We start from the raw sequence: 14,708 nt of genomic DNA, 5'->3' as shown, positions 1-14,708 counted from the left end.
GCTGCTCGTCCCCGCCTCGCACTACTGAGCCGTCCGGTTCGTCGGTGTCGCCGAGCGGGTCACCCGTCCCGCCTCACCGATCGCCGCCGACCACGTCGCACTCGGTCGCGAGCTTCAACAAGGTGCTGCACGACGAGCTGATCGGGATGTTCGAACGTGACCAGGCGGCCTTACAAGGACTCCCGCAGGCCGACACCCCCGAGCAGCGCACCGCCCGGCTGAAGGAGATCGTCCAGGAGCACGGCTGGCCGACCTTCGATCTCGTCGGCAAGGACGGCGAGAACGCGGCCTGGCTGATCGCCCAACACTCTGACCTCGATCTCGCCTTCCAACAGGAGGCGCTCAAACTGCTTCGGGAAGCCGTCGCGGACGGTCAGGCGTCTCCCGGCAATCTGGCCTATCTCGAGGATCGGGTCGCGGTCGCGAAGGGCGACCCTCAGACGTACGGGACGCAGACGCGGTGCGGTGCGGACGGACCGGTGCCGGCCACCCCGATCCGGGACGAGGCCGGTGTCGACGAGCGGCGAGCCGCGTCGGGTCTCCAGCCCTTGGCCGACTACCTCAGCGAGATGGCCGCGATCTGTGCGGAGTCGGACGAGCAGCCGCTCGACTGACCGCCCGGACGAGGTGGCCGAGCATCGTCCACAAGCTGCCGTGTCGGCCGCGCGATGCCCTGGCTGCGCGCGCAGGTGAGTCCTCGGTGTCCACCGGGTTTATCCGGACGGGGTTGCTTCGGGTACTTGAAGGGCTCGTCCGCACACCGCCACCCAGTCGGGGTCGACGGTGACATGGTCGACGGTGTTGGCCAGGTACCTGATGGCGGCGTCGGGCCTCAGCGGCAGCAGTGCGTCAAGGACGTCCATGTACAGCGACTCCCGCAGGATCTCGGCGTTGGTCCTCGGCGGACCAGTTCACCGGTTCCGACGGCAGTATCGGCGACAAGGGCGAACACGGTAGCCAGTATGACGAAGCGGTGCGGCAGCGTCCGTCCGGTAGCGGTCTATCCCTCACGGCCCTCAGCGAGACCGTCCTCAGGGCGGCGTCTGGTCCGCGATCGGGGACAGAGATCGGCGCATGCAGACGCGGGGCCAACGGTCGAGCCCGTGTGCTGCCTCGCGTCGGCGGATGGCCCGAAGGCCCGGGGTGAGGTCGCGCTCGCGGAGGGTCTGGAAGCCGCAACGGGCGTAGTACGGGGCGTTCCAGGGCACGTCCGCGAACGTTGTGAGGGTCAGGGCGGGGATGCCGCTGGCCAGCGCCAGATCGGCGAGGTGGGTGATCAGCTGACGTCCGATCCCGCGACGGGCGACGGCGGGATGTACGGAGACCTGTTCGATGTGGAAGTTGCCGTCGACGAGGTCGGCGATGAGGTAGCCGACCGGCTCGTCGGTGGCGTCGGTGGCCACCCAGGCATGGCCTGCCCCCTGGTAGCGGCCGAGTACGTCCAGCGGCAGCGGTTCATCGTCGGCGATCTGTGGCATACCGACGTCGCGGAAGCACAGTCCGGCCGCGCGCTCGATGCCTTGCAGGACGGGTAGCTCGTCCTGACGCACCGCTCGGATCCGCACCGGAGCATTCTGTCGGTGCCGCTGGCCAGCGTCACCCGGATTTCCGTGCCACGGCGGCTGTGGAGACCGGCGGTCGGCGTCGGCCCGTCGCCGTCGGGGACGGCCATCGTCTTGACGGGTGTCGATTTGAGGCGGAGACTGCGTAACACCCCCGAAACAGTGACCAGGGCCGTCCGGCGCGGGTGATGTTAGCGCTAACGTCGGCCGGGCCGGACGGACGGAGAGCCGCGTGTCCAGAGTCCTGACCAGGGCGAGCGCCCTGCTCGCCGCCCTGTGTCTGCTGTTGCTGCCGGCGGCGCAGACACCGCGTGCCGAGGCCGCCGCGCTCGACCCGTTCACCGGCTACCTGATGGCGCACTTCACCGGCGAGTCGGCCACCGGCGAGCAGGTCTACTTCGCCCACAGCCGGGACGGGCTGACCTGGCGCGACCTGAACAACGGCGCACCCGTGCTGCTGTCCACGATCGGCACCCGGGGGGTGCGCGATCCCTCGATCGTCCGGTCGCCCGCCGGCGACCGGTACTGGATCGTCGCCACCGATCTGCGGATCGCGAGCGGCACCTCGTGGAACGACGCGGCGAACCGGGGCAGCAGGTCGCTTGTGGTGTGGGAGTCCCGCGACCTGGTGAACTGGTCCGCTCCCTGGCTGATCAACGTCGCCGGTGCCATCCCCGGTGCCGGCAACGCCTGGGCGCCGGAGGCCATCTACAACGCGGCGACCGGTGACTACGTCGTCTACTGGGCGACGAACTCGCTGCGCGACGGCGTGACCAAGCACCGCATCTGGTACGTCCGCACCAGCGACTTCCGTAGCTTCACCGCGCCCCAGCTCTACATCGAACGCCCCGGCGGCGGGCAGGGCATCATCGACACCCAGATCGTCGAGGTACCCGGGTCCGTCGGCGGTTACCGCTACTACCGGGCGTCGGCCGACGGGCACATCACCATCGAGGGCAGCAACTCCATCCTCGGCTCGTGGACGACGCTGGGCAACCTCTCCCACCTGGGCATCTCCAACGGCACCGGCGGCGGCAACGTGGTCGAAGGGCCGATGTGGATGCAGTTCAACGGTCGCAACGAGTGGGCGCTCTGGCTCGACCAGTACGCCACCGGGCGTGGTTACATGCCGGTCACCTCCACCAACCTGGGCAGCGTCACGAACTTCCGGACCCGGACGGACTACCAGCTGGGCGCCAGCCGCAAACGACACGGCTCGATCCTGAACCTGACTGCCGCCGAGGAGAGCGCGGTGCTGGGACGCTGGGGCGCCACCACCCCGGCCAACCGGATCCAGGCGTACACCCACCAGGACCGGTACGTGCGGCACGCCAACTACGACGTACGCATCGACGCCAATGTCAGCCCGGCCCAGGACGCCCAGTTCCGGGTGGTGCCCGGGCTGGCCGACGCCGCCAGCGTGTCGTTCGAATCGGTCAACTATCCGGGCCACTACCTGCGGCACTACGGCTTCGACTTCGTGCTGGCGGCAAACGACGGAAGCTCGGTCTTCGCCGCGGATGCCACCTTCCGGCAGGTCGCCGGCCTCGGCAACGCGTCCTGGTCGTCGTTCCGCTCGTACAACTACCCCGATCGCTACGTCCGGCACTACAACTACCAGCTGCGACTCGATCCGATCAACGACGCCCAGGCGCGCGCCGACGCCACGTTCCGCCTCACCTCGTAGCCGTCGGCCGGCGGGAGCGCGTCGACGGCTCCGCCAGCGAATCGGCGCCGAGGCGATCACCGCGAGGCCCGCGTGCGGGTGAATCGGACGAACCGCCCTTGCGGGTGCGCCGGAGTGCTGATCGGCCGTGCTTGCCTGACCCGTGTCATGAACGGGGCACGCCAGCGGACGGATCGCGGGCTCTCCCGCCGTTTGCGACGCAAGGTCCCGGGCATTCCCGGCTGCCACCGCGCAACTGGCGCGAGCAGGGCACGCGCCGTCATGGGGACGGGACCGAGCGCCGATGGCGCGGCGGCGCGCTCCGGCACTCCCCGGGAGGGGCGGTCGGCGCGGTGCCCGTGCGGAGCACGTGAGGAGTTGACCCGATGGTGAACAGGGATCCCGAACCACGGCGCGGTGACCAGGGGGCACCCCCGATCGCCGGCCGCGACGTGGAGTTGGAGCGGCAGAACCCGGATCTGCTCGTGCCACCCACCACGGACAGCCGGCTGGTACCGAACCTCAAGTTCTCCTTCTCGCAGGCACACACCCGGGTGGAGAAGGGTGGCTGGACCCGCGAGGTCACCGTGCGGGACCTGCCGGCGGCCACTCAGTTGGCCGGGGTCCAGTTCGGCTTGGAGCCCGGCGCATACCGGGAGATCCACTGGCACCAGGAGTCGGAGTGGGCGTACATGCTCAGCGGCAGCGCCCGGATCAGTGCCGTCGACCACGAGGGGCGCAACTTCATCGAGGACGTCCAAGCCGGTGACCTGTGGTTCTTCCCGCAGGGCATTCCGCATCACATCCAGGCGTTGCAGGACGGCGCGCAGTTCCTCCTGGTCTTCAACGACGGCAGCTTCTCGGAGAACAACACGTTCCTGCTGAGCGACTTCTTCGCCCACGTGCCCAAGTCGGTGCTGGCGAAGAACTTCGGTTGGTCGATGGAACAACTGGACGACCTGGCCCAGCGGGAGAAGTACATCTTCGCCGGGGACGTCCCGCCGCCGCTGTCGACGGACCGGGTGATCAGCCCGACCGGAGACGTGCCGCGCAGCTTCAAGCACCGGATGCTGGCTCAGGCCCCGGAGCACTTCCGCGGCGGCACCGTACGCATCACCGACTCGACGAACTTCGCCGCCTCGACCACCGCCGCCGCCCTGGTCGAGGTCGAACCGGGCGGGATGCGGGAACTGCACTGGCACCCGACCACCGACGAGTGGCAGTACTACATCTCCGGCCGAGGCCGGATGGGCGTCTTCGCCGCCTCGGCCGCCGCCCGTACCTTCGACTTCCAGGCGGGCGATGTCGGCTACGTGCCGTTCGCGTACGGGCACTACATCGAGAACACCGGCGACGAACCGTTGGTCTTCCTGGAGATGTTCCGCCACCCCCGGTTCGAGGACATCTCGGTGATGCAGTGGATGGCGAACACCCCGCACGAGGTCATCTCCGACACGATCAACGTGTCCCAGCCCTTGATCGACGCCCTGCCGCAGACCAAGCAGGTGGTGATATAGCCGGCCCACGCCAGCCGCCTCGTACCATTGCGCAGAGATCGTGGAGCACGCAGCGGGAGGGGCCATGGGCAAAGGGATTTATGTGCAGGAACTGCCTGGAATCGGCAAGCGGTACGACGTCGACCTGGGCAGCAACACCCAACGGATCTCGGTGGTGGTACGCCGGGACGGCAACCGTGACCTATACGTCTTCGCCGCCGGCGCGGATGATCCGGTCGCCGTGATCGAGATGTCGGAGGAGCAGGCGCGTAAGGTGGGCGCCCTGCTGGCCGGCACCTACTTCTCCGAGTAGTCGTCCCGCGTCGTACTCCCTCGCTCAGTCCGCTCCAGGAGTCCTCACCGTGCATGCTGACCTCGTGGGCTTCGGGGCCCTCGTACTGATCGCGGGCCTGCTCGCCCGTGCGGGTCGTCGGATCAACCTGCCCACCGTGCCGTTCTTCATGCTGGCGGGCATCCTGCTCGGGCCCGGTACCCCGGGTCCGGTGCTGATCGCTCATCCCGAGGACCTGAGCCTGCTCGCCTCCCTCGGCCTGGTCCTGCTGCTGTTCCATCTGGGCGTCGAGTTTCCGGTCGACCAGGTGCTCGGCAGCGGCAAACGACTGTTCGTCGCCGCCGGCTCGTACATCGGCCTCAACGTCGGTGCCGGCCTGCTCTTCGGCTTCGCCCTCGGTTGGGGTGGCTACGAGGCGTTCGTGATCGCCGGTGCGCTCGGCATCTCCTCGTCGGCGATCGTGACGAAACTGCTCATCGAGTTCCGCCGGTTGGCCAATGCGGAGACGCCGGTCATTCTCGGCATCATCGTGATCGAGGACCTGTTCCTCGCGCTGTATCTGGCGCTGCTCTCGCCGCTGCTGTCCGGTGCCGGGTCCGCCGGGGAACTGGTGCTGCGCATCGGCCTGAGCTTCGCCTACCTGGTGGTGCTTTTCGCCGTCGCCCGCTTCGGCGCCCGCCTGGTCGGCAAGGTGATCGACAGCAACGAGGACGAACTGCTGGCCATCCTGATGGTCGGGTTGGTCGTGCTCGTCGCCGGGGTGTCGGCCGAGATCGGCGTCTCCGACGCGATCGGCGCGCTGATGATCGGTCTTGTGGTGGCCCGTACTCCCATCCGGGAACGGGTCGAACGCCTGGTGCTGCCGCTGCGCGACGTCTTCGCGGCGGTCTTCTTCCTGGTGTTCGGGCTGAGCATCGACGTCGGCGACTTCGGCTCGGTGGCGCTGCCGGTGCTGTTCGCCGTACTGATGACCATCGTCACCAACGTGGTGGCCGGACTGATCGCCGGCCGGCTGTTCGGGCTCAACCAGCGCGGGGCCGCCAATGTTGGCCTGACCGTGCTGGGCCGGGGCGAGTTCTCGCTGATCCTGGCCACCCTCGCCATCGCCGCCGGCCTGGACGACCGACTCGGTCCGTTCATCGCCCTGTACGTGCTGATCCTGGCCGTGGTGAGCCCGCTGCTCGCGGCGAACTCGCGTTTCCTGGCTCGGATAATCCCGGACCGGCTGTTGCACTCCAGCTGGCGGTACGTGCGTGAGGAGACGATCAGCACCGCCTGCACGCACCTCGACCGGATCCACATCACCGAGTCCGACGCGGATGCGTGCCCGCAGTGTGTGGAGAGCGGCGACGACTGGGTGCAGCTGCGGATGTGTCTGACCTGCGGCGCGGTGGGCTGTTGCAGTGACTCGGTCAACAACCACGCGGAGGAGCACTACCGGCAGACCGGCCATCCGTTGATCCGGTCGTTGGAGGAGGGCGAGGACTGGCGGTACTGCTACATCGACGGTGCCCTGGTTCGCGAGCCGATGGGCGCCACCCGGGAGTGACGCCCGTACCGTCGGCTCCGGTCCGCCTCAGTCGAGGCGGTACACCCACGCGCCGGCTATCTCCTCCCGGGTGATGCCGAGGCCATCCACCGGTCGGGCGGGCAGGCCGTCCCAGGGCGTGCCGGCCAACCGATCCGGCAGGACGACCACCGACCGGATGCCGACCTGCCGGAGGAAGGCGATGCTGCCCGGATCGGGGAAGGTCGTGGTCACCGCGCGGATCTGTTGTTGACTGGCCGGCAGGAAGGTGACCGAACCGTTGGCGACGCGGGGAAATCCATCGGTGGACCAGAGCATGATGTCGGATTCGGCCACGCCGTTGCTGGGCAGGACCAGCATCGGGTCGGCCGCCGCCTGAAACGCCGGCGGGGCGGTTGGCACGGCGGGGTGCGGTGTCCGGTTGACGCCCTCGACCAGGACCAGCAGCAGGGGCAGCAAAAGCACGACCGCGCTCACCGACTTCGGCCACCCGAGCTTGGGGCGATTCCGTCCGAACTCGCTTATCGCTCCTGCTGCGAGAATGGCGAGCAGCAGGCTCGTCCACACCATCAGCCGCCCCGGAGTCCGTAGCGCGTCCCATCCGGGCAGCAGTCGGGACAGGGTCAGGTATCCCGGGTCGCCCTGACCGACGAGATTGCTGCCCAGCCCGAGCGCGCCGCTGACCAGCACGCCGAGCGCGAGCAGGACGCGGTGGCGGACCCGGAACGTCGAGTAGCTCAGCCCGGCCACGGCCAGCACGATCAACGTGACGCCCGGCAGCAGTGCCATCTCCGGCGGCCAGGACAGCTGGGCGCGGGCGGCCGCGAAGTGGTCACCCCACAGCCACGAGTCCGCGGGCGCGACGAAGTATCCCAGCAGGGGCGGGGAGAACATCTCCGTCCAGGACAGGTCCCGGTGCGCCTCCGGGTTCAGCTCCACCACCCGCAGGAAGGTGGTCCCCAACCAGATCAACACCGCTCCGAAGACGACGCCGCCGAGAAGGTTGGCGAGCACCACCCGGCGACCCAGCAGCCAGGTGCCGGTCCGCCAGCGGGCCCAGCCAACCGCCACGAGGACCACCAGCATGGTGCCGGCCAGGAAGTACGCAAGGGGCAGGCCGATCGCCAGGCCCAGGGTCAGCTGCCAGGCGGCGACCAGCCAGCCGGCCACGATCCAGCCGGGACGGTGCAGCGCCGGTCGGTGACCGTCCCGCAGGGACCAGCCGTGGCCGCGAGCCAGCATCGCCAGGCACAGTGCGACGCCGCCGATGGAGAGGATGTTCAGGTGGCCGCTGTGGGCGAGCCGCCACGGCGCGAAAGCCCAGGCGACGCCGGCGACGGCGGCCGCCGTCCGGATGGCGCCGAGTTGGCGCACCAGGGCGTACGCCCCGACGAAGGCGAGTGCGTGAGCCAGGACGTAGAGGAGGTTGTAGCGGAAGATGGCCGCCGCCACGCCGTGGCCGAGCAGACCGGCCGGTGCGTAGCCGAGCACAATGTCGGTGTAGGCGTACGTGTACAGGTCCGGGAAGAACGTATTCGAGTGCCAGAGGTTGAGCGGGTCGGTGACCAGCGCATGCCCGGCCCAGGCGACCTGCCACGCCTGCAATGGGGGATCGCCGATGTCGCCCGGGATGGTCGTCCACGGCTGCTTCAGCGTCGGCCAGGTGAGGACAACAGCCACCACCACACCAGCGATTGCCGCCAACGTCCATTCATGCAGCAGCAGGCGCGACGTCCCCCGGGCGGCCCTCGCCAGCCTTCCCCGTCCCTTACGGGGCTGGACATCCGCTGCCTGTTCCGGGTCGGCTTGCTCAGGGTCACCGGTGGGCGCTCCGAGTAGCCTTCGACGTATTGCCTGCACGTATCCTCCTGTCGATGGCCGGCGCCGACGTCATAGCGTCGCATCGATCAGAGGATAAAAGCCATCATCGATGACTACCGAAACTTCCAGGTGGGCGTGGTCGCCGCCAATCCCGATTAGTGGGATACGGGCAAAAAGCTAATCACCTGTCGATCGCATAGAAACCGCGGGTCGCCAAACATCAATGGCGGCTGCGCTCCACATCAGGACGGCCCGGCTCAGCGCCCGGACGGCCGGGGCGTGCCGATCCGGGTGACGCCGGAGCCGTGTTCGACGAGCGGCGCGACCAGTGCGGCCAGGACTCCGCCGAGCAGGGGAAAGACGATGAACACCCAGAGTTGACGGAGTGCGAGGCCACCTTCGAAGATCGCCGGCCCGAACGCCCGCGCCGGATTCACCGCCGCGCCGGTCAGCGCGACGCCGACCAGGTTCGCCACGCCGAGAGCAAGCCCGATCGCCAGGCCGGCGAAGCCCGACAGATCCGTGCTGCGCTTGCTCACCACGAGTACGACGAGGACGAACAGGAAGGTCAGTACGGTCTCCAGCAGCATCGCGCCACCGGCGTTGATGTTGGTGCCGTAGCCGTTGGCACCCAGCACACCGGTCTGGTCGGTCACCCCTCCCCAGCGCACCAGCACCCAGAGCAGGAGGGATGCCAGGGCGGCACCGGCGAACTGGGCGATCCAGTAAACCATCGCCCCGAGTGCGGTGATCTTGCCCGAGAGCAGTACACCGAGGGTCACCGCCGGGTTCACGTGACTGCCGGAGAGCTGGCCGATCGTGTAGACCAGCGCGAGCAGGACGAACCCGAACGCCAGCGAGACCACCACCACGCCGCCGTCGATCCGGGCCGCGACGGCGCTGCCCACGCCGAAGAAGACCAGGAGGAAGGTGCCGATGAACTCAGCCACGTAACGTCTGACGTCGACCATGGCCTCAGTCTCGCCAAACCGGACCTTGTTGGTGGCTGTTTCGGCAGGTCAGCTGCGGTTGAGGCGGCGGTAGACCGGGGCGAGTCGCTGGTGCAGCTGCCGGTACACGTCGAAGACCTCGTCGTAGCCGGACCGGTGCGCCGGGTCCGGTGTGAAGACCCGGTCGGTACGCATCAGGCCCGGGATGTCGGCGAAGGTGAGCTGCCCGGTGCCGACCGCGCCGATCCAGCCGGCACCCCTGGCGTTGACCGCGAGCGGCTGGGCGTCGCGGCGGATCTCGACGCTGAGCACATCGGCGAAGATCTGACACCACGAGTCCGACAGCGCCCCGCCACCGGTGATGGCCATCGAGGTTACCGGTGCGCCCAGGAACCGGTTGACCGCGCCGAGCAGCCAGCGGGTGTTGAACGCGACCCCCTCGAAAACGGCCCGCAGCAGGTCCGAGCGGTTGGTGTCGAGGGAGATGTTGAAGAACCCGGCACGCAGGCTCGCGTCGTCCACCGGGGCGCGTTCGCCGTACAGCCAGGGGGTGTAGAGCACCCCGTTCGCGCCCGGCGGCACCGTCGGGATGATCGTGTCGAAGGCGTCGAAGAGGGTGCCCTCGTCGCGGCTGAGGTGACCGGCGCTGAGCAGTGGGTCGTCGTACTCGACGATCTTGTCCCGCAGCCAGGTCAGGTTGGCGCCGGCGGTGGCCTGGAGGGCGGTCATCAGGTAGCGGTCGCCGACCGCGCAGGGCACCGAGGCGATGCCGGCGGAGACGTCGGTCTTCTTCCGGGGCACGTGGGCCGCGATCCAGGAGGAGGTGCCGACGTACAGGTGCGGCTTGTTGTCGTCGGTGGTGCCGGCGCCGATCGCCGCGGCGGTGTTGTCGATCGCACCGGCGACCACCCGTACCGCCGCGGGCAGGCCCAGGTGCGCGGCAGCGGCCGGTGTCAACGTGCCGATCACCTCGGTGCAGGCGACGATCGGTGGCAGTTTGTCCGCGTCGATGCCGCTGTCGGCGACCAGGGCAGGGGAGTAGCGGATGTCGCCGGGACGCCGGTTGTCGGTCAACCACGAGGTCAGGATCGAGTCGACGGTCGCCACCGTGCGCCCGGTGAGCTTCAGGTTGATCCAGTCGAGCACGTTGAGGAACGTCGCCGTCCGCGCGTACACCTGCGGCAGGGTGTCGCGGACGAACAGCATGTGGGCCGCGGGGTCCTTGCCGGTCGGTGAGGGCATGCCGCCGGTGAGCCGCAGCCAGCGGGCGATCCGGCGTACCGACATCCCCTGGTACGCGGGAAAGCCGCCGAACTGCCGCCGCAGGTGTGGTGCGCCACGCATGTCGAGCCAGCTGATGCACGCGGTCAGCGGTGCACCGGCCGCGTCCACCGCGATGGTCCCCTCGCCCTGGGTGGAGGCGCACACCGTGGCGACCGCCCGCAGCTGCTCGGGATGGTCGCGTCCCAGGTCGGCGGCGACCTGCCCGAGCGCCGTCCACCAGGCGAGCGGATCCTGTTCGGCGCCGCCACCGGGCAGCACCCGCAGCGGGACCGGTCGCTCGGCCCAGCCGGTGACCGTGCCGTCGGCGGCGACCAGCGCGGCCTTCACCCCGGAGGTGCCCAGGTCGATCGCGAAGACCTGCGGCGGGCTGGCGGCCACGGATCAGACCCCCTCGACGAGCGCGAAGACCCGGTCGAACCGGGCGAGCGCGTCGTCGATGACCTCGTCGGTGTCGGCCATCGACGTGTACATCCGCGAGCCGGCCAGGGTGACGATGCCGTGTGCGGTGTAGGCGGCCCCCATCTGCTCCATCAGCCGCTTGCGGGTCTTGTTCTCCTTGAGCAGTTTCACCGGGTTGCGCATGTCCAACAGCATCACGCCGCTGCACTCCAGGTGCACGATGGACCCCTGGTTGTACGCCACGTACGGCAGTCCGTAGGAGTCGATCAGCCGTTGCAGGCCGCGGGTCAGCCGGTCACCGGCCCGGCCGGCGATCACCGGCGCGTTGGTGCGGGCCATCTCCTCGATGGCGAAGTAACCGGCCGCGCAGGACAGCGGGTTCGCCGACAGCGTGCCGCCGACCTGGATGTGCGCGCCGCTCTTGCCGTCCAGCCCGGAACCGAAGACCGCCATCACGTCGGCGCGTCCGCCGACTCCGCCGGCCATCGGGTATCCGCCGGCGACCGCCTTGCCCAGCACGGTCAGGTCGGGCGTGACACCGAAGTAGCCGGCCGCGCCGCCCAGCCCGAGCCGGAAACCGGTGACCACCTCGTCGAAGATCAGCAGCGCGCCGAACTCGTCGCACAACTCGCGGACCCGGGCATTGAAGTCGCGCGGCGCCGGCCGGGTGCCGGATTCCGGGCCGACCGGCTCGACCACCACCGCCGCGGTGCCGCCGCGCAGCCGGTTCTCGATCAGCTTGCGCTTGAGCTGACCCAGGTCGTGCGGGAATGCCTCCCGGGTGCGGGCCGTGGCCCCGAAGGGAATGCCCTTGGCGTTCATCCGGTAGGTGCCGGGCACCCGCAGCCCGTAGACCATGGTGTCCGACCAGCCGTGATAGGCGCCACCGACCTTGATCACCATCTTCTTGCCGGTGAAGGCGCGGGCACCCCGGACGGCCGCCATCACCGCTTCGGTGCCCGAGCCCAGCGACCGGTACATCTCCACGTGCGGCATGAACCGATGGATGATCTCGGCGAGCTTCAGTTCGTACTCGTGGAACAGCCCGGTCACCGGGCCGGAGTCCCGGACCACCTCGGCGACCCGCTCGTTCACCGGGCCGTAGTTGCTGCCCAGGATCGTCGGTCCGCCGGCCTGGAGGAAGTCGATGTACGTGTTGCCGTCCCGGTCCACCAGATACGCGCCGTCGGCCTTGTCGACGGCGAGCGGGAACGGGTAGTTGAACGCCAGGTTGTGCTGCACCCCGCCGGGGATGCGCCGCCGCGCCCGGTCGGTGATCTCCTTGCTGGCGCGGCACTTGGTGTCGAAGTAGTTCAGCACGTCGAGCATCGCGTCGTGGCGCAGCCCGCGCACCGGCTGGGCGGTGAGCGCCTTCAGCCGACGCATCACGTCGTCGACGTCCGGGTACTCGCTGATCGCGTACCCGAGCCGGGTCGACTCGGCGCCCGGGACGCCGCTCGCCTCGTCGCCGGTCCCGGTGCCGTCCGCCGTGCCTGGCGGCATGCCTGCGGTCCGGCCGTCGGCGACCTCGGCGGCTGCCGCGTCGGCGCTGGGCATGACCTCGTCGGCCGGTACGCGCAGCGGCTCGACCGCCTCGGTGAGCTGCGCGGCGATCCGCTTCTCGTCGGCCCGCAGCTTGGTGAAGGCGATCTCCCGGATCGCTGTCGGGATGGTGTGGATCTTTCCCGCCTCGCTGGTCAGCGCCAGCAGGTAGGCGATGGACACCTTCTCCAGCAGCGCCATGTTGAACACCGCCCGGTCGGGGTCGGTGCCGACGGCGACCACCCCGTGGTTGGCGATGATGAAGGCGTTGTCGCCGCTGGCCACCTTCTTCTGCACGTTGCGGGCCAGGAAGCCGGTGCCTGACGGGGCGTAGTCGATGATCGCCACCTCGCGGCCGAGGAAGCGCACCTGCTCGTCGGTGAGCGCCGGGATCGGTTTGCGCAGGAAGGCCAGCGCCGAGGCGTACGGCTGGTGGGTGTGCACGATCGCGTTGACGTCCGGCCGCTCCCGGTAGACGTTGGCGTGCATCCCGCACTCGATGGACGGCTTCAGGTCGGCATCGGAGTCGTCGGGCACGTGCTTGCCGTCGAAGTCGACGATGCAGATGTCCTCGACCCGCATCCGGTCGTAGTCATAGTTGCTCGGGGTGACCGCGTACCGCCGGTGGCCGGGCACCCGGACCGAGACGTTGCCCTCGGTGGCCTTGAGGTAGCCCCGGGCGAGCATGGTGCGACACATGTCGACGACGTGCTGGCGGGACAGGCGGTGCTGCACGGCGTTCTCCTCCGTCGGTTCGGCGGCCGCCGGTCGGTCGCTCTGCTCGGCCCGGCCGCCGGTCGGTTCATCGTCGCGTGGCCGGGCCGATCGAAACACCGTCCCGTCGGCAGCGAGAACCGCCAACATTCTTATCCTGCCGTGACAAAATCGCCGGGTGATCGCGCCTGTCTCCGCGACTCCCTGGCGACACCTGCCCGCCGATCTGGCTGCCGCGATGCGCCCGCACCTGCCGGCCACCGTGGCCGCCGTCGCGGTCGCCGTCACCGAGGCGACACCGGCCTTCGCCGGCATCGCCGACGACAAGTTCGCCCGGGACGTACGCACCGCCGTGCAGGTGGCCCTCGACCGCTTCCTCGACCTGATCGGCACCGGGGAACCGGCGCTACCGCCCCGGTTCCGGGAGGTCTTCGTCGGGTTGGGCGCGGCCGAGGCCCGCGAGGACCGGGGGCCGGAGGCGCTGTTGACCGCGCTGCGGACAGCGGCACGGCTGTTGCTGCGGACGGCGTCGCAGTCACTGGCCCGGCTACGCCCGGTCGACCCGGAGGAACTGATCGACCTCTCCGACGCGGTCAGCGCCTACGTGGCCGAATTGGCCGCCGCGAGCACCGACGGGTACGCGCTCCAGCTTCGCGAGCAGGCCGGGGAGGGTGACCGTCGTCGGCACCTCGCCGAGCTGCTGCTGCGCGGCGACGGCCTGCCCAGCGCCGTCGAGTCAGCGGCGGCCCGGATCGGCTGGGCCGAGCTGGACACGGTCGTGCCCGTACTGCTGCCGCTGGACCAGGCCCGCGACGCACGGTTCCGGTACGGCCCGGACGGCCTGGTCATCGAGCGTGGTCGCGACGCCGTGCTGCTGCTGCGGGCGGGTACCCGGGCGGCCCGCGCCGCCCTGGCCGAGGCGTTCGCCGGCCGGCCGGCGGTGGTCGGCCCGGAACTGGGCTGGCCGCAGGTGCCGGCGGCCGTCCGGCTCGCCGAGCTGGCCGCCGGGCTGGTCGGACCGGCCTCCGGTCCGGTCTTCGTCGACGATCACCTGGTCACGCTGACGTTGCGTGGCGAGCAGCGGGCGTTGGCGGTGCTCACCGCCCGCCGCCTCGCGCCGCTGGCGCAGCTGCGCCCGGCACAGCGGGACAACCTGCTGGCGACGCTGTACGCCTGGCTCCGCCACTGGGGCTCGCGCGCCGAGGTCTCCACCGAGCTGTTCGTGCATCCGCAGACGGTCAGCTACCGCCTCAAGCGGCTGCGGGAACTGTACGGCGACGACCTGGACGACCCGGCCGTCCGATTTGAGCTGCTGGTGGTGCTGACCAGCCAGCTCACCAGCCGCCCCGGCGGCGGTTAGGGCGAGTGCCGGTGTTGGAAGGGACCGAGTAGACCCCGGCCGGTGCGGCGGCCCTCGGCACCCGCGTGCCGCCGGTGGTTCGGTACTGCCGAGA

12 protein-coding genes are annotated in these 14,708 nt (G+C 69.7%); 6 read left to right on the top strand and 6 right to left on the bottom strand.

The genetic code is table 11. The features are described 5' to 3' along the window. Window positions 1-122 precede the first annotated feature (122 nt). The gene (locus tag KBX50_RS01945; protein WP_210934043.1) at window positions 123-614 is read left to right on the top strand and encodes a DUF6624 domain-containing protein; all 492 of its coding nucleotides are present in this window, start codon (window positions 123-125) and stop codon (window positions 612-614) included. Window positions 615-713: 99 nt separating this feature from the next. On the opposite strand, the gene KBX50_RS01940 is transcribed toward KBX50_RS01945, so the two are convergent. Both KBX50_RS01940 and KBX50_RS01935 read right to left on the bottom strand, forming a co-directional pair. Then, entirely contained in the window at window positions 714-863 is a 150-nt protein-coding gene (locus KBX50_RS01940) for a hypothetical protein (protein ID WP_210934041.1), read from the bottom strand. 168 nt (window positions 864-1,031) lie between these two features. Next, window positions 1,032-1,565, bottom strand: a complete 534-nt coding sequence (locus KBX50_RS01935) for a GNAT family N-acetyltransferase (RefSeq protein WP_210934039.1) — start codon at window positions 1,563-1,565, stop codon at window positions 1,032-1,034. Window positions 1,566-1,794: 229 nt separating this feature from the next. Between KBX50_RS01935 and KBX50_RS01930 the strand changes: the two genes are divergently transcribed. The 4 genes from KBX50_RS01930 (at window position 1,795) to KBX50_RS01915 (ending at window position 6,565) form a co-directional block, all read left to right on the top strand. Further along, window positions 1,795-3,249: a glycoside hydrolase family 43 protein gene (locus tag KBX50_RS01930; protein ID WP_210934037.1), complete on the top strand. Its 1,455-nt coding sequence runs from the start codon at window positions 1,795-1,797 to the stop codon at window positions 3,247-3,249. 365 nt (window positions 3,250-3,614) lie between these two features. Further along, complete coding sequence (locus KBX50_RS01925) at window positions 3,615-4,745, top strand: cupin domain-containing protein (RefSeq protein WP_210934035.1); 1,131 nt, start codon at window positions 3,615-3,617, stop codon at window positions 4,743-4,745. 64 nt (window positions 4,746-4,809) lie between these two features. Continuing rightward, window positions 4,810-5,037, top strand: coding sequence for a potassium transporter TrkA (locus KBX50_RS01920; protein WP_210934033.1), 228 nt, complete (start codon window positions 4,810-4,812; stop codon window positions 5,035-5,037). A 49-nt stretch (window positions 5,038-5,086) separates the two neighbouring features. Beyond that, the gene (locus KBX50_RS01915) at window positions 5,087-6,565 is read left to right on the top strand and encodes a cation:proton antiporter (protein ID WP_210934030.1); all 1,479 of its coding nucleotides are present in this window, start codon (window positions 5,087-5,089) and stop codon (window positions 6,563-6,565) included. A 27-nt stretch (window positions 6,566-6,592) separates the two neighbouring features. Here KBX50_RS01915 and KBX50_RS01910 read toward each other — a convergent pair whose 3' ends face one another. The 4 genes from KBX50_RS01910 to KBX50_RS01895 all read right to left on the bottom strand — a co-directional run bounded on the left by KBX50_RS01910 (window position 6,593) and on the right by KBX50_RS01895 (window position 13,275). Next, on the bottom strand, window positions 6,593-8,299 hold the full coding sequence (locus tag KBX50_RS01910; RefSeq protein WP_247673012.1) for a hypothetical protein: 1,707 nt from the start codon (window positions 8,297-8,299) through the stop codon (window positions 6,593-6,595). A gap of 323 nt (window positions 8,300-8,622) precedes the next feature. Beyond that, on the bottom strand, window positions 8,623-9,336 hold the full coding sequence (locus tag KBX50_RS01905) for an MIP/aquaporin family protein (protein WP_210934026.1): 714 nt from the start codon (window positions 9,334-9,336) through the stop codon (window positions 8,623-8,625). 48 nt (window positions 9,337-9,384) lie between these two features. Further along, the gene (locus KBX50_RS01900) at window positions 9,385-10,977 is read right to left on the bottom strand and encodes an FGGY-family carbohydrate kinase (RefSeq protein ID WP_210934025.1); all 1,593 of its coding nucleotides are present in this window, start codon (window positions 10,975-10,977) and stop codon (window positions 9,385-9,387) included. 3 nt (window positions 10,978-10,980) lie between these two features. Continuing rightward, entirely contained in the window at window positions 10,981-13,275 is a 2,295-nt protein-coding gene (locus tag KBX50_RS01895) for an aminotransferase class III-fold pyridoxal phosphate-dependent enzyme (protein WP_210934394.1), read from the bottom strand. Between the two features lie 157 nt (window positions 13,276-13,432). Here KBX50_RS01895 and KBX50_RS01890 point away from each other — a divergent pair, with 157 nt between their 5' ends. After that, complete coding sequence (locus KBX50_RS01890; protein ID WP_307870803.1) at window positions 13,433-14,614, top strand: helix-turn-helix domain-containing protein; 1,182 nt, start codon at window positions 13,433-13,435, stop codon at window positions 14,612-14,614. Window positions 14,615-14,708 lie beyond the last annotated feature (94 nt).

Origin of the sequence: Micromonospora sp. C51, from assembly GCF_018070435.1 — a bacterium.
GTDB lineage: Bacteria > Actinomycetota > Actinomycetes > Mycobacteriales > Micromonosporaceae > Micromonospora > Micromonospora sediminimaris.
The sequence above is the reverse complement of the archived record's forward strand: the minus strand, read 5'-3'. Positions and strand labels throughout refer to the sequence as shown.

Bases quoted from the DNA above. Each gene is read 5' to 3' on its own strand.
- KBX50_RS01925 (WP_210934035.1), top strand. From the start codon at position 3,615: ATGGTGAACAGGGATCCCGAACCACGGCGCGGTGACCAGGGGGCACCC.
- KBX50_RS01905 (WP_210934026.1), bottom strand. From the start codon at position 9,336: ATGGTCGACGTCAGACGTTACGTGGCTGAGTTCATCGGCACCTTCCTC.
- KBX50_RS01920 (WP_210934033.1), top strand. From the start codon at position 4,810: ATGGGCAAAGGGATTTATGTGCAGGAACTGCCTGGAATCGGCAAGCGG.
- KBX50_RS01940 (WP_210934041.1), bottom strand. From the start codon at position 863: ATGGACGTCCTTGACGCACTGCTGCCGCTGAGGCCCGACGCCGCCATC.